Source organism: Paenibacillus thalictri (assembly GCF_004307995.1).
Taxonomy (GTDB): domain Bacteria; phylum Bacillota; class Bacilli; order Paenibacillales; family NBRC-103111; genus Paenibacillus_AF; species Paenibacillus_AF thalictri.
This window is the reverse complement of record NZ_SIRE01000006.1, coordinates 167,820-192,420: the sequence shown is the minus strand read 5'-3', so window position 1 is coordinate 192,420 and position 24,601 is coordinate 167,820. Positions and strand designations below refer to the sequence as shown.

Below are 24,601 nucleotides of genomic sequence, written 5' to 3'. Positions count from 1 at the left end.
TGAAGATCATGAGTTCAAAACCTATGAATGTGTTGTATATTTTCTCGGATGAACATAATAAGGAGATGTTGGGCTGTTACGGTCATCCCGTAGTAAAAACCCCGAATCTAGACAAATTGGCTGATAATGGCGTAAGATTTACTAACGCTTATTGCAACTCGCCCGTGTGTGTACCATCAAGAGCAAGCCTGGCTACCGGAAGGTATATTCATCAAATTGGGAATTGGGATAATGCGGCCCCTTATATCGGGAAGGATGAGAGCTGGGGACATCGACTGGTTGAACAAGGCCATAAAGTGACGACAATCGGCAAGCTGCACTATCGAAAAACGGAAGATGAAACAGGCTTCCCTGATCAGCGCATTCCCATGCATGTGTATGAAGGGCTGGGAGATATTTATTCCTTGATTAGGGATAACCTGGAGCCCAGAAAAATAAACCGTGGCAAGATACTCGAAGCGGGTTTTGGCGAGACTTCTTATATTCGTTATGACCGGGGGATTACAGAGGAAGCCAAACGATTTCTAAGAGATGAAGCTATGCAGCAAGATAAACCTTGGGTTCTGTTTTTAGGTTACGTAACCCCTCATTTTCCTTTGATTGCCCCCAAAGAATATTTCGATCAGTATCCATTAGAACATGTCGTATTCCCGAAACAATACAAATTAGACGAACGTCCTAAGCACCCGGTATTGGAAGCGTATCGGCGAATTTGGGCAACTGATGATGAATTTGATGAAATGACGATACGTAGAGCTGTCGCCGCTTATTATGGATTGTGCACGTTTCTGGATGACCAAATCGGACAAGTCTTAAAAACGTTGGAAGAAACGGGTTTGTGCGGAAATACGAGGATAATCTATACCTCAGATCATGGTGACACTTTAGGCGATCATGGGGTTTGGTTTAAATCAACTATGTATGAAGGGGCTGTAGCGGTGCCGTTTATTATGTCCGGGCCGGATCTGCCGCAAGGGAAAATATGCGATACTCCGATATCCTTGGTTGACAGCTTTCCTACAATTGTAGAAGCTGTCGGAGCTAAACTCGTAAAGAAGGATGAGGATTTGCCGGGAGTAGATCTTCTGCCTGTGGCAAAAGGGGAAACTGATCCGAAAAGAACGATGTTTAGTGAATATCACGCCATGGGAGCCATTACGGCAACTTATATGATCAGAAAAGATCAATATAAATACATCCATTATTGCGGTTATAGTCCCCAATTATTCAACCTTGAGCTTGATCCAAACGAATTGAATGACCTTGCTGATCACCCGGAGTATCGGCATATTCGGGGAAAATGCGAAAAAGAGCTGCGTTCTATCGTCGATCCGGAAAAAACAGATCGCTTGGCAAGGGGAGATCAAGCCAAAATGATGGATGAGCACGGCGGGAAAGAGGCCATTTTACAAGAAGGATTTAAAATTGTTTATTCCCCGGTTCCAGAACAGTTTAAGTGAAAATTGTCGGAATTATCTGACTAATAAAATGATGGGATGAATGGCAACTCTCTTCCTTCTTTGAAGATTCCAACAGATATACCCCGCCGCAGCAACATGAGTTGATCACATAGTGATAGTGATAGATTTCTATGTTCTAGACCGGCATATACCGTTACTCATAGAGCTTGCAAAACTCTATGGATTAACGGTATTTGTTGTTTATGCTTGAAAATTTTACTTCTACCAACTATCATTGTATATGGTTTAACAAAATTATACATACAAATCAATGATAGATTAATAACGGTTGGACAGAGCAGGAGGCATGGCGATCTTGGCTTAAGGTTATCGTCCATGAGCAAGCGGCTGCAAAAGCACATTTCGGTCTAACCCCATAACGTCGGGTCAAGAAGGAATGCTGCGGCTTCCTTCTTGTTTGCTGTTTTAACATGGTCAATAGACATCACCTAGATTAGAAATGTATCTTTTTTGACGATACGCCGTAGAACAGGTATACATGTTTTGGTAAAGGAGGTGTACATAGGTATGCTGAAGGACTACACAAAGCTTGCATTAACCATCGTTGTTGTAGTCATTGTGGATATAGTTATGCTTTCGCCGGGGCTCATAGGGGTGGACGTAACGAGCTCGAATAAGTTGGAATCTTCGCTTGGCTTAACCATACTTATCTTAAGTGCCGCCGCTGTGGGATATGTGGCATGGGGGGCTTTGGCCAAACGATCCCCGCAGCCTGAAGAACAGAAGCCCATTAAGCGGGAACTTAAGACACATGAGGATTACGTTGAGGCGCTGAAGCCATACACGGGCATTCCGTTGTTTACCGAAGAAGTCGCCGTTTCTTTAGATCAGCTGGAGAGGTTGAAAAAGAAGAAAGATACCCTTACAAATATTCTGGGTCAACGTTTCGATGCAACGGAATTGAGCTACAAAAAGTTCCTCTCGGTCATAATTGAGGTTGAAAAGCTTTTGTTCCTCAATGTAAGGGGGATCATTAACAAGCTGAGCGTTTTTGATCCATCTGAATTCGCTTTCTTAACCAATCAGAAGAAAGATCGCCGATCGGCGGTGATGTCAGATAACATCCTCCGGGGAAAAATGGAGGTGTTTCAACAGTACGCTTCGTATATCCGCGGCGCTATAGATACAAGCGAAGAAATACTGTTGAAGTTAGACAAGTTGACTTTGGAAATCACGCGTTTGGATACACTGGACATCGCGGACATTGAGAACATGGACTGCATGAAAGAAATCGACGATTTGATTAAGCAAACTAAATTTTATAAGCAGCAGTCCATTTAGGTGGTGATCCAACTAAATTCCCAAAGGAAAGGGGTCAATCATATTGAAGAAATTAGGAACATTGCTCGGCGTCATCGTTATTGTTTTTATACTGGTATATCTTGGGGTCACCTTCACTTCGGGTTGGGGGAAGACGCCAACGCAAGTTTCTTTGGCGGAAGCGGATAAAAAGCTGGAGAAGTTCTATGCGGATGTGAACCCGCAAGTTGTGCCTCCTGTGAAGGGGCAAATTGATCTGGATCCGGTCGATATAGCGGCCACGCTGCCGGATATTGCCAAGTTCCCCGTTTCGGTGAACAACGCTTCGGATAACTTCATCGAAATTTTTTCATCGACTGAGAAATCGGGTACGGGAGTTGACGGCTGGCTGAACGAGGTAGCCGCCGAATTTAACAAAGCAGGCGTGGCTGTTAACGGAAAACCGGCATCTGTGAAAATCCGCAATATTGCTTCCGGTACCGCGGCGGATTACATCACTTCGGGCAAGTATATCCCTGATGCGTATACCCCTTCCAACGAGTTGTGGGGCGAGATGGTCAAAGCCAAAGGCATCAAAGCCGAGATGGTCACAAACCACCTTGTGGGTAACGTTCCCGGCGTGGTGATTTCCAAAGCTAAATACGATGCTTTAGTAGCAAAATATGGCTCCATCACGGTAAAAACGGTAACGGACGCCATTTCCAATGGCGATCTCGCGATGGGGTACACGGATCCTTTTGCGAGTTCAACAGGGCTGAATTTCCTGCTCGCTTCATTAAACACATTTGACAGCGAAAATCTGCTGGGCGAAAAAGCGGTTCAAAGCTTCGAAAAATTCCAAGCGAATGTGCCTTTTATAGCTTCTACTACGATTCAAATGAGGGACGCGGCCAAAACAGGGGCCTTGGACGCATTTGTCTTGGAGTATCAGACCTATGTCAACGCTGCCGATTTGAAAGGCGGTTATGTTTTCACACCTTTTGGCGCTAGGCATGACAGCCCGCTTTATGCTTTAGGCGATATACCGCAAGCCAAACTCGATATCGTCAAGAAGTTTGCCGAGTTTGTCGCGCAAGACAAATATCAGAAGATGGCTGTTGATAAGGGCTTCAACGGACTTGCCGATTATAAGTCCGATCTGCCGCAGTTGGATGGAAGTCTTATCACTTCGGCGCAAAAGGTTTGGAAAGAGAAGAAAAACGGAGGTGCTCCGATTGCGGCTGTTTTCGTGGCGGACATTTCAGGTAGCATGAACGGGGCGCCTCTGAATAAGTTAAAAGAATCCTTAATTCGCGGTCAGAAATTTTTGGGCCGGGATAACAGCATTGGTTTTGTTTCGTACTCAAGCAAAGTAGCAATCAACTTGCCTATCGCCAAATTCGACACCAATCAGCAATCGCTTTTTGTCGGTACGGTAAACAGCCTTCAAGCGGGGGGCGGCACGGCCACCTTTAATGCAGTTGTTGTCGCTTTGAAAATGTTAAAAACGGAAATGGCGGCTCACCCTAACGTAAGGCCGTTGATCTTTGTATTAAGTGACGGTGAAACCAACGAGGGTTACTCCTTGGGCAAGGTGGAAGATTTGATCAAAGCTTATAAAATCCCGATCTATACCGTGGGCTACAACGCCAATATCAAGGCCCTCCAAAGCATCTCCAGTCTCAACGAAGCGGCCAGCATCAATGCGGACACCGACGACGTGGTTTACAAGCTTGGCAACCTGTTTAACGTTCAGATGTAAGAGCTAATCAAAACTATTCTCAGGAGGGTACCTATGTCTTTTTCGATGGAAATAGCAAGTCCCGAAGAGTTGAAGCAAGTTGTCGAGGAGCAAATCAAGCCGGTTCCCGAAGAAGTAAGAAAAATTCAAGAACAGGCGAAAAATAACGTCGACTCGATTATGTCCATGGATTTCGATGCCTTGGATCGCCGGCGGGAAGTGATGTCGACAGTTGAAAAATTCGGTATGTCGACCATGAAAGCTTCGACGGAGAAAAACTCCTTAATGCAAATAACTTTAGGGCAGTTATCGAAGACGGGCGATGAAGGAAGTGTTATCGCAACCGGTTTGGCTGAGCTGCAAGCACAGTTGAAAGATTTGGATCCCAGTCTTATCGACTTTACCAAAACGGGTTTCCTTGGCAAATTCTTTAACCCGCTGCGGGCTTACTTTCAGCGGTATGAGAAAGCCGATGCGGTTATCGCCGGTGTGATTGAGACCTTAAATAAAGGCCGGATCACGTTGAAAAACGATAACACCACATTGGAAATCGAACAGCAGAAACTGCGTGATTTGACCAAAAAGCTGGTGAAGGAAATTCAGCTGGCCACTTTCATGGATGAGTCGCTGGAGAAGGAAATAGCTGAGGCGAAACTTCGCGGTGATGATGCGGATCGCATTCGTTTTATCTCGGAAGAAGTATTGTTCCCGCTGCGTCAACGGGTTATGGATATGCAAGCGATGCTTGCAACCAACCAGCAAGGATTCATTTCTTTCGAACTGGTCATGCGGAATAATAAAGAGCTGATCCGCGGCGTCGATCGGACGAATACCGTTACGGTTGCTGCGCTTCGCAATGCGGTCATTGTAGCAGGGGCCTTATACCGTCAAAATGTTGTATTAAAACAAATCACTGCAACGCAGCAAGCGACGGACAGCTTGATTGCCGGCACATCAAAGATGCTGAAAGATCAGGGCGCAGCCATTTACAAGCAGGCTGTGGAGTCGACCGTTTCGGTGGAAACTTTGAAGCAGTCTTTTGCCGATTCGTTTGCCGCTTTGGATGCGATCAGCAATTACAAGCAAGAAGCGCTGCCGAAGCTTCGCGAGACCATCAATCAGTTCTCCCAGCTGTCGGATATGGCGGAGCAAGCCATTCAGCGGCTTGAAGGCGGCAGTAAGTTGTCTTTCTAGGTTCTTACCTTACCGTTTTACCGTTATTTATCGAGTTTACATAACTCAATGAATAGCGGTATTTTTTTACCCCTGCAGAATCCGAGCCGGCCGCTGCGAGGCCGCTGAACAAGTGAACGCTGCATGAGCGAATCATGCCGGGCGGGACGGTTTGTTCAATTTCCGTCCGCAGCCCGTTTGCGAAACCGCACAAATGCAAGCAAAGCACCGAATATAAGGAAAAATATGCTGTATATATTGATGGAAGATACACCCAGCGTCCAGAACGTCTGGGCTTCCATTTCCGTCGAAAACATCGTTAACGATAAAAAGATCATAAGCAAAGTCAGCGGGTAAATCACCGCTCGCGGATCCTTCAGGTTCAGCAGATGGGACAACCCCGTGCTGAGCGCCAGCAGCGCAATCGTCGATTTGATATAAGATCCGGTAATCAGCGTAATGCCGGCCACCGCTTCGACCCGTTCAATGAACCCCGGCAGCTCGATCACCCGGGCAAGTTCATACAACGAAAACTTGCGTTCCCCCGCGCCTAAGCCAAACACCATAATGGAGCACAAAATGACTGCGAGAAATGTCGCAACGTTGACAAGATAAGCGGTATACATCAGTTTTCCGAGCGGTTCACTTTTTAAGGGACGAACGAAACCAAGCAGCGCCGCGAACACAAACAATTCCGAGTAAGGAAACCCGTACATAATGATCATCCCGTGAATAATGGGCTTGACGCCCTTTGCGAATTGGGGCAGCAAATCTCCGGCGTGATAATTGGTCATGTTGCAAATAAGAATAATGACAATCGTGGCAAGCATCACAATCAGGAAAAAGCTGAACATCCGCGCCATGACTTCAACGCCTGCTCTTGCCGTGAGGGCGGAGACGATCAAAATCAGCGTGTTGAACACATAAATGGGAGTGTCCACCATCATGGTGCTTGTAAAAAAAGCCCCGACACCCACGGTAATGTTGGCGATCATAACGACCAGCACGAGTAAAATGAAGGCTCCGAGCACGGTTCCGACCCAGCGGCCAAAGACGATGTTGAAATATTGGATAAACGACATATCCGGAAACAAGCGATGCAAATACAACACGCTGGCTAAGCCCAACATGCCCAGTGCGCCCGACAGAAGCAATGACAGCCAAGTATCGTTGCCGGCCGCGGCAATGGCGGGACTGGGTATAAATACGATCGACGAGCCCAACATGAAGGCGCATAACATCAGCGCCATTTGCGACGGGCTGATCCTTTCTTTCGGTCTCATCGGGCTCACATCCCTTTTGTCAAAATCATCGCCGCAGGCGCTCCTAAAGCGTCTAAAACCCACCTTAGCTGCCGGGCAAACATCATATTGATCAAATCGTCGACATTAGGCCAATTCTCTTTCAAAATAAAACTGACCGCGCAATATGCCGAGCAGATGAGAATAATGGCACAGACCGTTTTTTCCTTGCGGTTGTTTTGCCGCATATTGCCGATAGAGCTGCCGATAATGGAGCCGTACAGCAGCAAAACAACAAAAATCCGAATAAGCATCGTTATCCTCCTTCGACTTGAAGTACGGGCTTGCCATTTTCCAGACCGGAATTCGTGATGACGACATTCACTTCAAAGGAATAGACGGACCGGCTGAACTTGTCATCCCAGTCCACCTTCAACTCTTCCCATAAATGGGGATCCTTTTTGTACAATTTGTTCCCGATCCCGAACATATCTGCTTTCATCTGTCGCATGCCGCGCACCGATTCGGCCAGCTGTTTTTTGATTTCGGAGGCAATTTTTTTCTGAAAAGCGGCGGCGGATTCATAAGACGACATTTGAGCGCAGACAAGCTCGCGCACGGTGCCTGTCAGCTTCATTTGCACATGAACATGGGGTACGCCGTCGCGCATCCTGGCGGACAGCTTTGTCTCCAGCTCCACAACCTCGAAGGAATCGTTTTTCTTTGTATCGTTGCAGGGGATCGGTATGACTCCTTCTTTAAATTGCCCCGTAAGCATGAGGTATGTCTGCACTTGCCGCGGGGTCAGCGTTGCAATCAAGTTGCCTTTATGGACGAGGATAGCCCCGCTAATATAAGCGCCATCCAGCGCATCGGTGCTTTTTTTCATATAAGGCAAAATCGTGGTCTCCACCTCAGATTTGAGCTGCCGTCTCATATTCAGCAAATTTGTTTGCACGCTTTTACCGGAAAACTTGGAAGCGGAACGTTGTGCTTCATGGGTTTGGCGGCTGATGCTGGTTTCCATTAACGGTTGTATGGATAAATAAGGCCTTGCCTTTCCTTCGGTAACGACGATTTGGGTAGTGAGTCTAGGTTCGTCGTCGCGGTAAAAAAAATCAAGCACTTCTTTGCAGCGCTCTGATTTGGCTATCTGTTCTCCGATCAGGATGGTCTGCATGTGGCTCCATTGCGATTTTCGGCCTAACTTCATCGTAATGTCGCGGATAGCGTCGAACAAAGTGATTCCTTCGGTATGAATATTGACAACCGTGCCCGTACCGGTCAGAGACGGCCTATAAAACTGCGAGGTCAGTTCAATGTTGCCGTTTTTGCCCAAATCCAGCGCCACCCCCAATATGAAACCCCGCTGGTTTAACTCGAGGCCCGAGCAGCTTGTGAGCAGGCAAAGGCAAACCAGCAGACAAACTGTTTTCATGAGCGTCATCCTTGTCATATTAAGATTTGTCGCCTGTTTTGCTGCGGGCGGCCGTTTTGATTCTCAGCTTGAGCGGAAGACGCACGACCACATCCAGCAGCTGAAACAGCTTTAACGGCGCGATAGGTGAGAAAAACGGCTGCCCAAGTGAACGAAGGATCGTTAGATGCAGGAAAATGACGATGTATCCGATCATCAATCCGAATCCCCCCCAGAAAAACGCGAGCAGCATCAACGGAAATACAAGCACCCGCAGTGAGCTGGCCAGCTCGTAATGCGGGATGGAGAATGAAGCAATGCCTGTCAGAGCGATGACAACAATCATAATCGGTGAAGCGATTCCCGCACGGATGGCAGCTTCGCCGATAATTAAAGCGCCGACGATGCTGACGGCAGGCCCGATGGGCCGGGGCAGCCGGATTCCCGCCTCACGCAGCAGCTCGAAAAAAAACTGCATCAGCACAGCTTCGATGAGCGCGGGAAACGGTATGCCTTCCCGCATGTCAAGTATTTTGAGCAGCAGCGTCGTCGGAATCATTTCGGGATGAAAATCCGACAAAGCGATGTACAGGCTGGGAAGGGTAAAAGCCATGAAGAAAGCGATGATTCGAATTACCCGGATAAGCGATGCAATCATCGTTCGTTGATAATAATCTTCAGCGGCTTGGAACAGCTCGTTGAAAAAAGTCGGGCATATCATCACACTGCTGCTGCCCTCAACCATAAGGATAATTTTTCCTTCAATCAATGCGCTGACCGCTACATCTGGCCGTTCCGTCACACGAAACTGCGGAAAAGGAGAGTAAACGGAGTCTTCGATAAATTCGCGAATATAACTCGTATCCAGCACTTCGACCTTGTCGATGCCATTAAACCGCCGCCGCAGCTCCGACAGCGCCTCGGGATTCACCACGCCGTCGACATACCCGACGACAAACCGGGACTTCAGCATTTGACCGGCCTCGTAAAATTCCAATTTCAGTTTCGGCGTCTGTAAACGCAGCCGGATAAGCCCGATATTTTTATCCAGCTGTTCGACCATGCCCTCCCGCGGACCGTTAATAACCGCTTCGCTGGAAGGTTCGTCGACTTTGCGCCGCTCAACGGAATAAGCGTTAAACCCCGCCGCTTTATCCCATGTATCAAGCAGCAGCACCACTTGCCCGGAGAGCACGGATTCGACAAGCTGATCCATGGATTCCAGCAGATGATATTGCTTGGAGAAGGTGCCCCGATGTTCGAAGAAAAGCCGGACGTCCGCTTCGGTAATCCGGTTGATGGAGCTGGAGATCTGCTGTGCCAGATCATGAAATACCGTGTTTAATATATTAAAGTTCAGGTCTTGAGTCAGCGTCGTACAATAAACGACAAGCGCAGCTTGGCTGAGCTCGGGGCCAAAATGATAAAATGAAACACTGATGTCGTTGCTGTTCTCAAAAATAGCTTCGATGTTTTGTTTGTTGTCATCCAAGCTGCGGGAGAGCGAAGAGGCGCCGCCGCATTCACCGGACTTCGTGTTCATCTTGCCAATCACCGCGATTCATGAAATATGCCAATAAAGGTATTATTTGTAGACATCCTTGATTTATGCAGTAATTGGAAAACGGACGCCGGGCGCGCATTTTCCATATTGTGCTTGGCAGCAACATGCGCTATTATTAACTTAATGTTTAAGACAATTAAGGAGGAGAAATCGTGACTTCTAAAATCAGATGGGGAATATTAGGACCCGGCGGAATTGCCAACACGTTTGCCAATGATTTGGTGCATCTTCCCGATGCGCAGCTCGTTGCCGTCGGTTCCAGATCTTTGGATAGAGCCCGCGAGTTTGCGGCCAAGCACAACATGCCAAATGCTTATGGAAGCTACGAGGAGCTTGCGCAGGACCCCAACGTAGATATCGTGTATGTGGCTACGCCGCACCAGGCGCATAAGGAGAATGTGCTGGCCTGCCTGCAGGCCGGGAAAGCCGTCCTCTGCGAAAAGCCGTTTACTGTGAGCGCTTCCGAGCTGGAGGAACTGGTCGCGGTTGCACGTAAAAACAACGTATTTCTGATGGAGGCGATGTGGACGCGATATTTGCCGGCAATTGTGAAGGTACAGGAATGGCTGGCCGGCGGATTGATCGGGGATGTTCGCATGGTGGATGTCAAATTCGGCAACCGCGCGGAGTGGAGGCCGGAGAGCAGGTTGTTTAATCCGGAGCTGGCCGGAGGCGCTTTATTGGATGTCGGCGTATATTGCATATCTTTTGTTTCGATGATTATGGGTCAACAACCTTCTGCGGTACATAGCGTGGCGCGTATCGGAACAACCGGTGTGGACGAAGAATTTGCCGCATTGTTTGGCTATGAGGGAGGGCGTATGGCGAGCCTGATGGCGGGGCTGCGGTTAAAAACGAAACACCAGGCCGTCATATCTGGTACGGAAGGCGAAATTCGAATTCCGATTTTCTGGAATGCGAAGTCGGCGGAGCTGTCCGTCTACGGAAAAGAAGACGAGCATTTCGAGGACAGCGGAGCGGCCAAAGGATATGTGTACGAAGCGGCGGAGGCGATGCGCTGCCTGAGAGAGGGCAAAATTGAAAGCGATAGGATGACGCTTGATGAATCCTTAGCGATCATGAGGACGATGGATAAGCTTCGCGCCGATTGGAATATGAAATATCCGTTTGAGTAACGGGTTGCAAATGCGATAAAAAGATATGCGAATTTCCCGGCTTTAGCGGGAGCCCTTGGCGATGGCCGGGGGCTCTTTTTACTTGCCAGATGTAGTCGTAGAATTTTTGAACTTATCGAAGTTTTATCGTAAGCGGAAAATGAGAGTCTCACCTTCCGAATATCAGAAGTTGGGACCGGTTGCTCCCGAATCCGAGAAAAATTAAACCGGCTTACTTATGTTGAGAAACCATAGAAAAATGAGTAAAATAAAAATATAAACAAGGAGGCGATAAAAAGATGGCCGATCTGGCAAACATCATGGAAATAGGAATCAGCACTTTTTTGGAAGCTACACCGGATCCGGTCACAGGTGAGGTCATCAGCCATGCCGTACGGCTGCGCGATGCGGTAGAAGAGATTGTATTGGCCGATCAGGTCGGACTGGACGTATACGGTATCGGGGAGCATCATCGGGCCGATTATGCGGGCACAGCGCCTGCTGTAGTGTTAGCGGCGGCCGCACCCATGACCAAACGGATCCGGCTGACAAGCGCGGTCACCGTGCTTTCCTCGGACGATCCGGTGCGGGTATATCAGGCTTTTTCGACGCTTGACGGGATATCCAACGGGCGGGCCGAAATTATGGCGGGTCGCGGGTCGTTTATCGAGTCGTTTCCGTTATTCGGGTACAGCCTGGACGATTATGATGAATTGTTTGAGGAAAAACTTGATCTGCTGCTTGCGATCAGAGCTTCGGAGAAAGTAACGTGGAGCGGCGTCCACCGTCCGGCGATCGATAATCTTGGCATTTATCCCAGATCCGTGCAGGACCCGCTGCCCGTATGGATCGCCAGCGGCGGCAACACGCAATCGGCTATTCGCGCGGGCATGCTGGGGCTGCCGATCGCATTTGCCATTATCGGCGGTATGCCCGAAAGCTTCGCTCCGCTTGTATCGCTGTATAAGCAAGCTGCGGCGAAGGCGGGGCATGATCCGAATCAACTCAAGATCGCCACGCATTCGCACGGATTTGTGGCCGATACGACGGAACAGGCGGCCGAGTTGTTTTTTCCGTCGACGCAAGCTCAGATGAATGTGATCGGCCGCGAGAGAGGCTGGGGACAACATTACAGCCGCGCTACGTATGATGCCGCACGCAGTATGCGGGGAGCGCTTTATGTGGGAGATCCTGAGTACGTGGCGGAAAAAATCCTGTTATTGCGCAAAAACTTGGGGATAACCCGTTTCTTCTTGCATATCAATGTCGGCACGATGCCGCATCGCGAAGTCATGCGCGCCATTGAACTGCTTGGCACCAAAGTGGCGCCAATCGTTCGCAAAGAGCTTGCGCGAACCTAAAGGGTAACCGCTGCTTCACATTTTCGCATAACATGAACAGATTGAATATGCAGCCAATACATCAAAACCCTTGAGGAGCTTTCCGGCTCTTCAAGGGTTTGTTCTTAATAACTGAATTTGATTTTCCAGCCGGTTGATCATTTCCTTCTCTTGTTTGCTGTCGGCTCCTTCCTTCTGGCAAACACGAAAAAAGAGCAGCCAACGGCTGCTCCCGCTTCGACTGCTCTTACTCGTGAATTCCCGCTTTTTGCAGCGCATGTTCCCAGCTGGGGGAATAATACAGCGCATTTTTCATCAAGTCCGGGTACGCTTTTTTAACTTGTTTTTTGCCTAGAGATTCGCCGTTGTTGTGAAGTTGGTACAGTTGTTCATTCACTTGCTCCAAGCTCATACTCAGCTCCATCTTCGTCGCTTCCTCCAATATCCGAATGATTAAATCGTATTAGCAGTTTAACCTTATTGTGGAAAAATAATTCGAAGTTCAAAAATTGTATGAAATTGGAGCGATGCTGCCAAAATAATGGCAAATGGACTGGACATAGCTGGAGATGACGATAATGGAATATAGCGAAGTCATAACAGAGAACAGGGCATGGATCGAAGGCCCGGTGAAAATGGGACGGAAAACGAAGCAGCTGCTAAAAACGGCGGAACCCGGCTGCATTGTGGTGATCGATCATGAGGATGTCGATGAGCTGGCTGCGGAAGAGCTGATTCGCGCCAAAGTGAAAATCATCATTAATGCCGGAAAAACGATGAGCGGCCGGATCATGACCAAAGGACCGCTGCTGCTGCTGGACAAAGCGGTTCCGATCATTGAGATCAATCGATTGTGGTATACGTTTTTTCAAGACGGGATGACGATCAGAATCGATGAATCCGGGATTTGGACCGACCAAGTGAGAATTCCTTATACGCGGTTTACGATGGCAAGCTGGGATCAGTTGTACCGCCAGGCGCATCGTTGTTTTCATGTGGAATTGGGCAAATTCATTGACAACACGCTGCAGCACGCTCTTCAGGAAAGCCGCATGGTGGTTCAACCGCTGCATTGTCCGAAGCTGCGCACCCAAGTTGAAGGGCGCCACGTGCTTGTGGTGACAAGAGGCAGTAAATATCGCGAGGATTTGGCTGCTGTCCGCGCCTATATCAAGGCGTACAAGCCCGTGCTGCTTGGAGTGGACGGGGGCGCTGACGCGCTGCTGGAACTTGGATACACGCCCGACCTGATCGTCGGCGACATGGACAGCGTATCGGACCGGGCGCTGGGCAGCGGCGCCGAGCTGGTCGTTCAGTCCTATGTGGAAGGCGCGGCGCCGGGGCTCGAACGTATTCGGCGGCTCGGACTTACGGCCAACGTCCTGCCTTGCATGGGCACCAGCGAAGATGCAGCTCTGCTCATGGCGTATGAACTGAAAGCGAGCTTGATTATCGCCATAGGATCGCATAACCATATGAATGAATATCTTGAGAAAGGCAGAAACGGTATGGGCAGCAGCATGCTCGTACGTATGAAAATCGGCGATAAGCTGATCGACGCCAAAGGCTTCAGCATGCTGCTGAGCGCCCAGAAGACAAGATCATGGCTGAGAAATGGGGCTGCCGGTTTGGCGCTGCTGAGCGGCTTCCTTGCGGCGCAGCTGCTCGGCAAATGGATGTTTCCCGCAGCATTGCCCGGCTGGTCGGTACTGAAAGGATGGCTGCACTAAAGTCCGTGTCCAAAAGCCGACTTTTGGAACAACCTCTTACAAAAGGAGTGAAGAAATATGGGAGTCCAAACGGACACCGTGTCTATCGTAATCCCGGCTTGGAACGAAGAGGCGTATATCACGGATACGTTATCGAGCCTGAATAAAGTAAAGTCGGAGCTGGGACGGCGCTGCGCCCTGGAACTGATTGTGGTGGACGACGGAAGCACGGACGGGACCGCCGATTCGGCTTACCGCTTTGCGGATCAAGTGGTAAGACATCCTTCCAAATACGGCAAGGGCTGTTCGTTGATGTCCGGTCTGGAACGGGCCAAAGGGGACTACATCGTATTTCTGGATGCCGACTTGGGTTCGAGCGCATCTTATTTGCCGCTGCTGCTGGAGCCCGTGTTAAGCGGCGGTGCGGATATGACAGTGGCCAAACTTCCCGCTCCGCAGCGCAAAGGGGGACTTGGCTTGGTCAAGGGGTTAGCGGTATCCGGCATCCACCGGCTGTCCGGCTTCCGCTCATTAGCGCCGTTATCCGGACAACGGGCTTTGCGCACGTCGGTTGTACGCCAGATCGGAACGTTGGCCGGCGGTTTTGGCGTTGAGGTAGGGCTTACAATCGATGCGGTCCGTCTTGGGTACAAGGTGGTCGAACTGGAAGTGCCGTTTGCCCATCGTGAAACAGGCAGAGACTTGCGCAGCTGGCTTCACCGCGGACGGCAGCTGATTTCCGTCTCCGGCGTGTTGTGCAGCAGGTGGTGGCGTTCCTAATGCTGACCGCGAGTCTCGGGTGGCTGCTTGCCGCATTTGTCCTATCGGTTGGCCTCAGAAAATCGCTCCTCGTTTTTTTAAGGCAAAATAATGTGACTGCTGACAATTATGCAGGTCGCGCCATTCCGACGGCGGCCGGGCTTTATGTAGGGGCGGTCGTTTTGGCGTACGCTTTCATATGGAGCGGGCTGCATTATGCAGAAATTCGCTGGATGCGAACTTCGCCGTTTACTATCGGGCTTCACCTGGATACGATCTATTTGTTTGCCTTGACAGCCGTGCTGGTTGCAGGGCTGCTCGATGATTTGGCCGGGGACAAGGCGGTCAAGGGGATATTGGGGCATTGGAGGACATGGCGGAAAGAGGGCCGGCTGACGACAGGGCTGGTCAAAGCAATCGTGATTTCGGCTGCCGCATCGATCGTGACGTGGGCCAGCGAGCGGCCATTAGCGGAGTGCGCTGCCGGCTGTTTGCTGATCGCCTTGATGAGCAATGCGCTGAATTTGCTGGATCTGCGCCCCGGACGCGCGCTGAAGCTGTTTTTGCCGGCGGCGCTACTGCTTGTGGGAGCGGCTACGCTTCCCCTGTTTGTCACCGCTATGGCGCCTGTCATTGCGGCTGCGGCCGTGCTGTTCCCGGAAGATGTGCGGGGCGAAGCGATGCTTGGCGATGCGGGGGCCAATACGCTGGGCTTCGCTTTGGGCGTCTGGCTGTTTCAGACGGCGGGGTTCCTGCCGCAGCTGGCGGTTCTGGCGGTCCTGGCCGCTTTGCATATATGGTCGTGCAAGCATTCGTTGACCGCCCGGATCGAACGCAGTCCGCTATTGCGCTGGATCGATCGGCTGGGCAGAGACACATAAACCGCGATTATCTTCTTCTTTTTTTGCGGAAGCGAGGGGCTACATAATTCCGTTTGCGGTCCCTGAAAAAAGTCCAACCCCCGATAAAAGCTACCCCGGCGGCAAAACAAACCAACCCTAAAGTAAACTTGCCCCATAAGATGTGCGGGTTTGTTTCTTCCGGCCCGAACTGGGCGAACAAGGCGTCTTTCATCGCCAAAAACCCGTATGTCGCAAGCACTCCCGGAATGACCAGCAGCAAGATGGCAATAAGACGGTATAACACGAGTTTCATATCGTACTCCTTTTGACGTGGATAGGCTATCTACTTAAAATATCATAAACGGAGCAACTTTTCATGCCGTTTTCATTTTTGACACTATATTTATAGGGGCAAATAGGGGTAAAATAGAAGCTAGATTTTTTATTTTTCCGCAGATTGCCGCACTTCTTATGAGGTTGAACGGACTTACACGCAGTAATAATGATGAGGAGGACCATATGACACATACATACGATATCGTAGTGCTTGGAGGAGGCACCGGCGGATATGTCGCTGCAATCCGTGCCGCTCAGTTAGGCAAAAAGGTCGCTGTGGTAGAAAGAAATAAGCTGGGAGGCACCTGCCTGCATAAGGGCTGCATTCCGAGCAAATCGTTTCTGCGCAGCGCCGAGGTATACGCCACGATCAAAGATAGCGAAAGTTACGGCGTCACGGCAGCGGATGTGGCTTTGAATTTCGCCAAGGTTCAGGAGCGCAAAGGAAAGATTGTAGGGCAGATCCACCAAGGCGTGAACTATTTGATGAAAAAAAATAAAATCGACGTGTTTGCGGGCAACGGGCGGATTATCGGACCGTCGATTTTCTCGCCGCGCAGCGGCTCCGTTTCGGTGGAGCAGCCCGATGGAGAAATTGTAACGCTCGTGCCGGACAAGCTGATTATTGCCACCGGCTCGCGGCCAAGGTCGCTGCCGGGACTAAGCATCGACGGCGTGTATGTGCTGACCAGCGACGAAGCGCTGGAGCTGGAGCAGCTGCCGCAATCGATCATCATTATCGGCGGCGGCGTCATCGGCGTCGAATGGGCGTCGATGCTCAGTGATTTTGGCGTGCAGGTAACGATCGTAGAGTACGCCGACCAGCTCGTTCCAACGGAAGACGCCGATGTATCGAAGGAACTGCGCCGTCTTTTTGCTAAACGGGGCATTAAAGTATTAACCGGCGCCAAAGTGCTGGCGGAGACGGTGGTTGCGGACGGCGGCGCGGTGAGCCTGCAGGTGGAGCATAAAGGGGAAACCGTCTCTTTAACCGCGGAGAAAGCGTTAGTTTCCGTAGGACGCCAAGCGAACGTGGAAAACATCGGGCTGGAAAATACGGATGTGAAGATTGATAAAGGGGTTATTCGCGTAAATGAGCATCTGCAAACAGGCGAATCGCATATTTACGCCATCGGCGATGTGATCGGCGGCTTGCAGCTCGCGCACGTGGCCAGCCACGAAGGCGTTGCGGCGGTCGAGCATATATGCGGACTGAAGCCGGAACACCGGGGTTCGCATCTCATTCCGCGGTGCGTGTATACACGGCCGGAAATCGCCAGCGTTGGCTGGACGGAAGAGCAGGCCAAATCGCGCGGCCACGAGGTAAAGGTCGGCAAGGTGCCGTTTAAGCCGCTGGGCAAAGCGCTGGTTTACGGCGAAAACGACGGCTTTGTGAAAGTGATTGCCGACAAAAAAACAAACGATATTTTGGGTGTGCATATGATCGGGCCGCATGTGACCGACCATATCGGCGCCGCTGCGCTGGCGCAACTGCTGGATGCGACGCCATGGGAGATCGGGCAGCTTGCTTTTCCGCATCCGACCTTGTCGGAGATTCTCGGCGAAGCGATGCTGGCCGTCGACGGACATGCCATCAATATGTAATTTCGCATCATTTTGCAAAAAAACCGCATTGTGTTCATCAACAAAACGGATTATAATACAAATATAGCGTCAAGTATTAGGACCAGGTATCAAAAAAGCATTCGAGTTGAATCTAGGAGGGATTTGCGATGTCCATCGGCCAGTTGATGAAACACCGTACGCTTGGCTTATCCGATCAGCAGGCGCTTGATATGTATGAAAACATGGTCAAAGCCCGCAAGTTTGACGAACGCGGCCATGTGCTGCAGCGTTCGGGCAAAATCGCATTCCACGTTTCGGGTATCGGCCAGGAGCCGGCGCAAGTCGGCGCGGCATTCGCCTTGGAGCGCGGAACGGACTATTTTTTACCCTACTACCGGGACTACGCTTTTGTACTTTCAGTGGGCATGACTTTTAAAGAGCTGATGTTGTCCGTATTCGCCAAAGCGGAAGATCCTAACAGCGGCGGACGGCAAATGCCGGGACATTTCAGCCATAAAAAACTAAACATCGTGACCGGTTCTTCCCCGGTGACTACACAGGTTCCCCATGCCGTCGGGTTTGCTTTGGCGGCCAAGATGAAAAAGCAGCCGTTTGTCTCTTTTGCGACCTTCGGCGAAGGCTCGAGCAACCAAGGCGACTTCCACGAGGGCTGCAACTTTGCCGGTGTCCATAAGCTCCCGGTGATTTTAATGTGCGAAAACAATCAATATGCGATTTCCGTACCGCTTCATAAGCAGATATCCGGCAGCATCGCGGAGCGGGCGATCGGTTACGGATTTCCCGGCGTCAAGGTCGACGGCAACGATGTGCTCGAAGTGTACCGCGTGGTGAAAGAAGCTCGGGAGCGCGCCTTGCGTGGCGAAGGACCCACGCTGATTGAAGCGGTCACCTACCGGATTTCTCCTCATTCCACCTCGGACGACGATATGTTGTACCGGACGAAAGAAGAGGTCGATGCGAACAAGCAGAAGGACGGCATTCCCAAATTCAAGCAGTATTTGATCGATTGCGGATTGTGGAGCGAGCTGCAGGAACAGGAACTGCTGGACCGGTTGAAGCTGGAAATCAACGAAGCGACCAATTATGCCGACAAGGCGCCATATCCGCTGCCGGAAGATACGCTGCGGCATGTGTATGCCGAGCCGGACGGGAGGGAATAAGATGGCCGTAATCACTTACTTGGAAGCGATCCGCTCTGCGATGAGAGAAGAAATGGAGCGGGACGAAAACGTATTTGTGCTTGGCGAGGACGTGGGCAAAGGCGGCGTTCTGAACGCGACCAAAGGGCTGCGCGATCTGTTCGGAGAAGAACGTGTGATGGATACTCCGTTGGCCGAATCCGCCATTACCGGCGTAGCGATCGGAGCCGCCATGTACGGCATGAAGCCGATTGCGGAAATGCAGTTTGCCGATTTTATTTTCCCGGCAACCAACCAGATTATCAGCGAAGCGGCAAAAATCCGTTACCGTTCCAATAACGACTGGAATTGCCCGGTTGTCATCAGAGCTCCTTACGGAGCTACCGGAGGCGGCGCGTTGTACCACTCGCAGTGTCCGGAATCGGTGTTTTTCGGTACGCCGGGCTTGAAAATCGTCGCTCCGTCGAATCCATACGACGCCAAGGGGCTCTTGAAGGCAGCGATTCGCGATGCCGACCCGGTCGTCTATTTTGAACATAAAAAATGTTATTTGGCTTATTCCGCCGAAGTGCCGGACGAAGATTACATCGTGCCGATCGGCAAGGCGAACGTTGTGCGTGACGGCACGGACCTTACCGTCATTTCTTACGGCATTACGGTGCAATATGCGCTGCAGGCAGCCGAGGAGCTGGCGAAAGAAGGCATCAACGCGCTGATCCTCGATCTTCGCACGATCCAACCGCTCGACACGGAGGCAATCCTGCAGGCGGCGGCAAAAACCGGCAAGGTGCTGATCGTGCACGAAGACAATAAAACCGGAGGCGTAGGGGCCGAAGTATCGGCGATTATCGCCGAGGAACTGCTTTATGATCTGGATGCGCCGATCATGCGTTTGTGCGCGCCGGATGTGCCTGCCGTCGGGATGAATTCGCCGATGGAGAAGTTTTACCTGCTCAGCCCGGATAAATTAAAAGAAGCGATGAAAAAGCTTGCGATCTATTGACCGCTTAAACTTGTAGGATGGAGGTCCTGACATGGCCCAAACAAAGCAGGGGACGGGAGTTACCGTCCCCCATCTGGCGGAAAGCCTCGTATCTGCAACAATCGGAAAATGGCTTGTAAAGCCCGGTGATGTAATCGAGCAATATGATGTCTTATGCGAGTTGTTCACGGACAAGGTGAACACGGAAATGCCTTCGCCGGTATCCGGCAAGGTGGTGGAAATCGTCGTTGCCGAAGGCGAAACGGCAGCGGTTGGCGAGGTCATCTGCGTAATCGCCGAAGAAGGAAGCGGCGACGTGTCCGAAGCTGGCCGCATCTCCCCAGCTGCCGAGGTACCTGCGGGCAGCGCAGTTGCAGGCGGAGACGATGCGTCGATGCGCAGCCGCTATTCGCCTGCCGTTCTGCGCCTGGCGGCAGACCATGGCGTCAATCTGGAGCACATCGCGGGAAGCGGCCTGGGCGGCCGGATTACACGTAAAGATGTGGAAGCGTGGGTGGCTGAAGGCCGTCATAAGACGGCAGCTGCGGCAACGCCGGCCCAAAGCGCCGCGCCGTCACCGGTGGCGGCACCGATCGTTCAAGATCAGGCGCCGTCTAAAGTGGAAGTCCGCTCGACCGGCCTGCATTTATCGAACCCTCCGCAGCCGAACATTGAAGTGGAAGGGCAGACGCTTGAAGGGCGCGGCGAATATTTGATCGACGTCACGCCGATGCGCAATGCGATTGCCAGCCATACCCGGCAAAGCGTAACGGAAATTCCCCATGCGTGGACGATGATTGAAGTGGATGTGACCAATTTGGTGCTGCTGCGCAATAAGTTGAAGGATGAATTTGTCCGCAACGAAGGTGTCAAGCTGACCTATTTGCCGTTTGTGCTGAAAGCTGTAGTCAGCGCGATCAAGGACTACCCGATCATGAATTCCGTATGGGCGGTCAATAAAATCATTGTCAAACGCGATATCAACGTTTCGCTGCTAGTCGGAACGGAGGATTTTGTCGTATCGCCCGTCATCAAAAAAGCCGATCAGAAAAGCATCGCCGGTCTCGCCCAGGAAATCGACAGCCTGACGAAAAAAGCGAGAGCCGGAAAGCTCTCGCACAACGACATTCAAGGCGGCACGTTTACAGTAAACAATACCGGCTCATTTGGTTCCATCTTGTCTTATCCGATCATTAATTATCCGCAGGCGGCCATCTTGACCTTCGAATCGATCGTCAAAAAACCGGTCGTCATTCAAGATATGATTGCCGTGCGTTCGATGGCCAACATGTGCTTGTCCCTCGACCACCGCATACTGGACGGCGTCATTTGCGGCCGGTTCCTGCAGCGGGTGAAGGAGAACCTGGAAGGCTTTAATCTGGAGTCGAAATTGTACTAAGCGCCGGAGGTCGTACATCCGGCTTCTCGAACTTTTCTTCTAGAGGAAAAGATTGAGCGTAAACAGCAGCGTGGATAACAGCATGGACGCGATCATGAGATAAATGATAACTTTGAACACCATTTTATTGCGAAACATGGAAACGAACTCCTTTTCGTGGATATACTTAAATAAGCTATGAATAACATGCCTGTATGAACATTTTACTCTACCCGGGCACTGGAGGAAAGAGCATGATTCAGCAAAAAAGGATTGTCGACCATTTTCTCGAGCTTGTGCAAATTGACAGCGAGACCAAACACGAGCAGCAAATCAGCGCGTACTTGAAAAAAGCGTTCGCGGAGCTGGGGCTGACGGTCGACGAAGACGATACGGCCGCCAAAACCGGCCATGGTTCGGGAAACTTGATTTGCAAGCTGGCGGCAACCGATCCGAATCCGGCGCTGCCTACCGTATTTTTTACCAGCCACATGGATACCGTGCTGCCCGGAAAGGGCGTCAAACCGACGGTTCACGAGGACGGCTATATCCGCAGCGACGGCACGACGATACTTGGCAGCGACGATAAGGCCGGACTTGCCGCGATGTTCGAAGCCATCCGTGTGCTGAAGGAGCAAAATATCAAGCATGGTCCGCTGCTGTTCATCATTACGGCAGGCGAAGAGTCCGGGTTAATCGGATCGCGGGCAATGGACGCCAAATGGGTCAAAGCCGATTACGGTTACGCGCTTGACTCCAACGGCCAAATCGGCGATATCGCTGTTGCTGCGCCGACTCAGGCGAAAATTCATATTACGTTCACCGGAAAGTCGGCTCACGCCGGTGTCAACCCGGAGGACGGGCTGAGCGCCATTCAGGTGGCCAGCAAGGCGGTAGCGCGGATGCCGCTCGGACGTATCGATAAAGAAACGACGGCCAATATCGGCCGGTTTGCGGGTGGGATTTCGGGTTCGACCAACATTGTTGTCGAGACAGCCGAGCTGGAAGCCGAGGCGCGCAGCATCGTACAGAGCAAGCTGGACGCCCAGGTGGAAGCGATGCGCAAGGCGTGCCTGGATGTAGGCCAAGAGACGGGGGCTAAAGTCCAATTTATCAGCGATGTCGTATATCCCGCTTATATGCACGACGAATCTTCCCCGGTGGTCAAGCTGGCGTTCCGAGCGCTGGAGAGCTGCGGCTGCAAGCCGCGGACGTTTCACACGGGAGGCGGCAGTGACGCCAATGTGTTTAACGGGCTGGGGGTTCCGACGGTCAACCTGGCGGTAGGATATGAGCATATTCATACGACCAAAGAGCAAATCGCAGTGAAGGATTTGGTCAAAACGGCCGAGGTGGTCGTGGCGATTGTGAAGGAAGCTGCGAAATCCGGCAGCTGAGGCACTGCTTGTCGAAGAAAAGCGGCCGGCATAGTTACATAGGTGGACGAAGAACGGAGCGGGGATCCTACCGCTCCGTTTTTGCATTTCCGGGTTTCCTTGTGCGGACCTGCGCCGTCCTCTAGACCACACCCTCCACAGCCAGCATATACATGGTGACAGCCTGCGCGTCGCGGGCGGACCATTCCCGGTATTCCTCCTCAGCGGCGAGATATTCGGCTTTGGTAATATAACCGTCCCGCTCCATTTGCGGCCCCCTGCTGGAGGCTGTGTCCGCCCAAATGCGAATTCGGCTGTGGAAGTCAGGGTCCGTCCGCCGGATCACTTCATGCTGCGGAGTTACTTTGATCCCGCCGATGCCGGCCTGTTCAAACAGTTCCGGCAAGCGGTCGGCAATGGCGTTGTCCATCCCTGCATCTGCGCGCCATCGCAAATAAGCGGAATAAAACAACAACATGCTGGCGGGAGGGGCGGGGTCCCATTTAATCTTGGTATGGTTGTAATCGGAGATGACGATCCGTCCGCCTTTTTTGGCCGCGGATTTTACTGCATTTAAGGCTTTAAGCGGTTCTGACAGCCAAATCAATACACGTGAGGCGGTAACGATATCAAATTGCTCCTTATAAGGAATAACATACATATCGCCAACGGTAAAAGTCAGGTTCGGAATATCGCTGTAAGCTTGAAGGGCCTTGCCGATCAAGTGCGGGTCATTGTCCATCCCGACGACGTTTCCCCCTGGATTCACCGCTTCCGCAATACCTCGTGTGATAGCCCCTGTACCGCAGCCGATATCAAGCACACTTAATCCGGGGACAAGCATGTCCGCCAACCGTTTGTGGGATTGACGGAGCGACCGCGAATCCAGGACTTGCATCAGTTTGCCGGACAGCCGCGCCCGCTCTTGAGATGTTTGTTCATTCATAATATCCGCTCCCATTTCGTGAAATCGCTTACCGCAAAAATTGTGTTGAACCTATTGTACAGTCCATAAGTCTATTGATCTAATATATGGATTTTATGATTTTTATAGATTTTTCCTATAACGGATGTTGTGGCAAACTTGTGACTGAAACAATTCATCCATTAAGTGGAACTATGAACTTTTTATGTCTGTGTATTGAAAGCAATTCTCAGTTGTGCTATTTTAGACTGAGAATTATTTTCATTTATCGGCTAAAGGGGATGTAGTCTTTGAAATCGTTCCATGTCATTTCTTCCGTAATTATCAGCGGTTCGCTTCTGCTCGCTGCCGGCTGTTCCTCTAACCAGAACGCGGCTGCTCCGGCGAAACCGGCTGCAGCTCAAGACAGCAAGCCTGCCGCAACCCAAGAAACAAAACCTGCGGTTCAAGACAGCAAACCGGCAACACAGGAAACGAAACCGGCGGTTCAGGAAACTAAGCCTGCGGCTTCCGCCAATCCGTTAAAAGATGCCACGGAGAACTACCGCAAATTTGTGATCGCGCAAACGGACCTTTTTGTGAAAGCGACCGGAGACTTTGTCGGTGCGATCAAAGCGGGAGATTTGGATAAAAGCAAACAGTTATACGCGACGACCCGGATGTTTTACGAGCGTATTGAACCGATTGCCGAAGCGTTAGGCGATTTGGATCCGAATATCGACGGCAGGGAAGACGATATCGACGAGAAGGACTGGAGAGGTTTCCACCGCTTGGAGAAAACGCTCTGGCAGGATAAAACAACTAAAGACCTGGGATCTATCGCAGATCAATTGTTAAGCGACAGCAAGCTGCTGCGTGGTAAAGTGGAGACGGTGGAGATTACGCCGGAGATGATGGTCACCGGAGCCGTCGAACTGCTGAACGAAGTTTCGACATCAAAAGTTACCGGCGAAGAAGACCGTTACTCGCATACGGATCTGTACGATTTTGCCGCGAATGTGGAAGGTGCCCAAAAAATTTACGAAGTGCTGAAACCGGAACTGCAGAAAAAAGATGCGGCGTTGTCCAAAAAAATCGAGGACAAACTGTCGGAACTGAACAAAGAGTTGGGCCAATTTAAAAAAGGCGAAGGATACGCGTTGTACGACGAATTGTCCAAGGAGCAAGTGAAAAAGCTGAGCCAGGCTATCGACGCATTGGCGGAGCCGCTTTCCAATATGGGGAAAGTATTGGAGGTATAAGCAAGTGACACACGAA

The 24,601-nt window shown here is 51.0% G+C and carries 23 protein-coding genes; 15 read left to right on the top strand and 8 right to left on the bottom strand.

Annotation, left to right across the window (positions count from 1 at the left end; genetic code table 11):
• Positions 1-8 precede the first annotated feature (8 nt).
• The 4 genes from EYB31_RS09635 (at position 9) to EYB31_RS09620 (ending at position 5,655) form a co-directional block, all read left to right on the top strand.
• Positions 9-1,460, top strand: coding sequence for a sulfatase family protein (locus tag EYB31_RS09635; protein ID WP_131013094.1), 1,452 nt, complete (start codon positions 9-11; stop codon positions 1,458-1,460).
• 528 nt (positions 1,461-1,988) lie between these two features.
• A complete protein-coding gene (locus tag EYB31_RS09630) occupies positions 1,989-2,762 on the top strand; it encodes a hypothetical protein (RefSeq protein ID WP_131013093.1) in 774 nt (257 codons plus the stop codon).
• Positions 2,763-2,805: 43 nt separating this feature from the next.
• Positions 2,806-4,482 carry a vWA domain-containing protein gene (locus EYB31_RS09625; RefSeq protein WP_240762255.1) on the top strand — a complete coding sequence of 559 codons (1,677 nt, stop codon included), beginning with the start codon at positions 2,806-2,808 and terminating at the stop codon, positions 4,480-4,482.
• A gap of 33 nt (positions 4,483-4,515) precedes the next feature.
• A complete protein-coding gene (locus EYB31_RS09620) occupies positions 4,516-5,655 on the top strand; it encodes a toxic anion resistance protein (RefSeq protein WP_131013091.1) in 1,140 nt (379 codons plus the stop codon).
• Positions 5,656-5,810: 155 nt separating this feature from the next.
• Here the strand turns inward: EYB31_RS09620 and EYB31_RS09615 are convergent, their stop codons facing one another.
• The 4 genes from EYB31_RS09615 to EYB31_RS09600 are packed head-to-tail and all read right to left on the bottom strand — an operon-like array spanning position 5,811 to position 9,835.
• On the bottom strand, positions 5,811-6,917 hold the full coding sequence (locus EYB31_RS09615) for a GerAB/ArcD/ProY family transporter (protein WP_131013090.1): 1,107 nt from the start codon (positions 6,915-6,917) through the stop codon (positions 5,811-5,813).
• Positions 6,918-6,922: 5 nt separating this feature from the next.
• Positions 6,923-7,189, bottom strand: coding sequence for a hypothetical protein (locus EYB31_RS09610; RefSeq protein ID WP_131013089.1), 267 nt, complete (start codon positions 7,187-7,189; stop codon positions 6,923-6,925).
• Positions 7,190-7,191: 2 nt separating this feature from the next.
• Complete coding sequence (locus EYB31_RS09605) at positions 7,192-8,313, bottom strand: Ger(x)C family spore germination protein (protein ID WP_165452316.1); 1,122 nt, start codon at positions 8,311-8,313, stop codon at positions 7,192-7,194.
• Positions 8,314-8,332: 19 nt separating this feature from the next.
• Complete coding sequence (locus EYB31_RS09600; RefSeq protein WP_131013087.1) at positions 8,333-9,835, bottom strand: spore germination protein; 1,503 nt, start codon at positions 9,833-9,835, stop codon at positions 8,333-8,335.
• A gap of 173 nt (positions 9,836-10,008) precedes the next feature.
• Between EYB31_RS09600 and EYB31_RS09595 the strand changes: the two genes are divergently transcribed.
• Positions 10,009-10,992: a Gfo/Idh/MocA family protein gene (locus EYB31_RS09595; protein WP_170318217.1), complete on the top strand. Its 984-nt coding sequence runs from the start codon at positions 10,009-10,011 to the stop codon at positions 10,990-10,992.
• 278 nt (positions 10,993-11,270) lie between these two features.
• Entirely contained in the window at positions 11,271-12,332 is a 1,062-nt protein-coding gene (locus EYB31_RS09590; protein ID WP_240762253.1) for an LLM class flavin-dependent oxidoreductase, read from the top strand.
• A 226-nt stretch (positions 12,333-12,558) separates the two neighbouring features.
• Here the strand turns inward: EYB31_RS09590 and EYB31_RS40140 are convergent, their stop codons facing one another.
• Positions 12,559-12,735: a hypothetical protein gene (locus EYB31_RS40140; protein WP_165452315.1), complete on the bottom strand. Its 177-nt coding sequence runs from the start codon at positions 12,733-12,735 to the stop codon at positions 12,559-12,561.
• A 154-nt stretch (positions 12,736-12,889) separates the two neighbouring features.
• Between EYB31_RS40140 and steA the strand changes: the two genes are divergently transcribed.
• From steA to EYB31_RS09575, 3 genes are read left to right on the top strand one after another with little or no spacing between them, the layout of a single operon-like run.
• Positions 12,890-14,041, top strand: a complete 1,152-nt coding sequence (steA, locus tag EYB31_RS09585) for a putative cytokinetic ring protein SteA (RefSeq protein ID WP_131013085.1) — start codon at positions 12,890-12,892, stop codon at positions 14,039-14,041.
• Positions 14,042-14,098: 57 nt separating this feature from the next.
• Complete coding sequence (locus tag EYB31_RS09580) at positions 14,099-14,800, top strand: glycosyltransferase family 2 protein (protein WP_131013084.1); 702 nt, start codon at positions 14,099-14,101, stop codon at positions 14,798-14,800.
• Entirely contained in the window at positions 14,776-15,660 is an 885-nt protein-coding gene (locus EYB31_RS09575) for a hypothetical protein (RefSeq protein WP_165452314.1), read from the top strand. The genes EYB31_RS09580 and EYB31_RS09575 overlap by 25 nt, the downstream gene beginning before the upstream one ends.
• A gap of 7 nt (positions 15,661-15,667) precedes the next feature.
• Here EYB31_RS09575 and EYB31_RS09570 read toward each other — a convergent pair whose 3' ends face one another.
• Positions 15,668-15,934, bottom strand: a complete 267-nt coding sequence (locus EYB31_RS09570; protein ID WP_131013082.1) for a DUF2627 domain-containing protein — start codon at positions 15,932-15,934, stop codon at positions 15,668-15,670.
• A gap of 206 nt (positions 15,935-16,140) precedes the next feature.
• Between EYB31_RS09570 and lpdA the strand changes: the two genes are divergently transcribed.
• From lpdA to EYB31_RS09550, 4 genes are all read left to right on the top strand, one after another.
• Positions 16,141-17,562, top strand: coding sequence for a dihydrolipoyl dehydrogenase (lpdA, locus tag EYB31_RS09565; protein WP_131013081.1), 1,422 nt, complete (start codon positions 16,141-16,143; stop codon positions 17,560-17,562).
• Positions 17,563-17,690: 128 nt separating this feature from the next.
• Positions 17,691-18,704 carry a thiamine pyrophosphate-dependent dehydrogenase E1 component subunit alpha gene (locus EYB31_RS09560; protein ID WP_131013080.1) on the top strand — a complete coding sequence of 338 codons (1,014 nt, stop codon included), beginning with the start codon at positions 17,691-17,693 and terminating at the stop codon, positions 18,702-18,704.
• A 1-nt stretch (position 18,705) separates the two neighbouring features.
• Positions 18,706-19,686: an alpha-ketoacid dehydrogenase subunit beta gene (locus EYB31_RS09555; RefSeq protein WP_131013079.1), complete on the top strand. Its 981-nt coding sequence runs from the start codon at positions 18,706-18,708 to the stop codon at positions 19,684-19,686.
• A 31-nt stretch (positions 19,687-19,717) separates the two neighbouring features.
• Positions 19,718-21,064 (top strand): dihydrolipoamide acetyltransferase family protein, encoded by a 1,347-nt coding sequence (locus EYB31_RS09550; RefSeq protein ID WP_131013078.1) that lies wholly within the window; start codon positions 19,718-19,720, stop codon positions 21,062-21,064.
• Between the two features lie 39 nt (positions 21,065-21,103).
• Here EYB31_RS09550 and prli42 read toward each other — a convergent pair whose 3' ends face one another.
• On the bottom strand, positions 21,104-21,202 hold the full coding sequence (prli42, locus tag EYB31_RS40135; RefSeq protein ID WP_165452313.1) for a stressosome-associated protein Prli42: 99 nt from the start codon (positions 21,200-21,202) through the stop codon (positions 21,104-21,106).
• Positions 21,203-21,297: 95 nt separating this feature from the next.
• On the opposite strand from prli42, the gene EYB31_RS09545 reads away from it, so the two are divergent.
• Positions 21,298-22,440 (top strand): M20/M25/M40 family metallo-hydrolase, encoded by a 1,143-nt coding sequence (locus tag EYB31_RS09545; RefSeq protein WP_131013077.1) that lies wholly within the window; start codon positions 21,298-21,300, stop codon positions 22,438-22,440.
• 121 nt (positions 22,441-22,561) lie between these two features.
• On the opposite strand, the gene EYB31_RS09540 is transcribed toward EYB31_RS09545, so the two are convergent.
• Positions 22,562-23,365 (bottom strand): class I SAM-dependent methyltransferase, encoded by an 804-nt coding sequence (locus EYB31_RS09540; RefSeq protein ID WP_131013076.1) that lies wholly within the window; start codon positions 23,363-23,365, stop codon positions 22,562-22,564.
• A gap of 269 nt (positions 23,366-23,634) precedes the next feature.
• On the opposite strand from EYB31_RS09540, the gene efeO reads away from it, so the two are divergent.
• Positions 23,635-24,585, top strand: coding sequence for an iron uptake system protein EfeO (gene efeO / locus EYB31_RS09535; protein ID WP_240762251.1), 951 nt, complete (start codon positions 23,635-23,637; stop codon positions 24,583-24,585).
• The last annotated feature ends 16 nt before the right edge of the window (positions 24,586-24,601 follow it).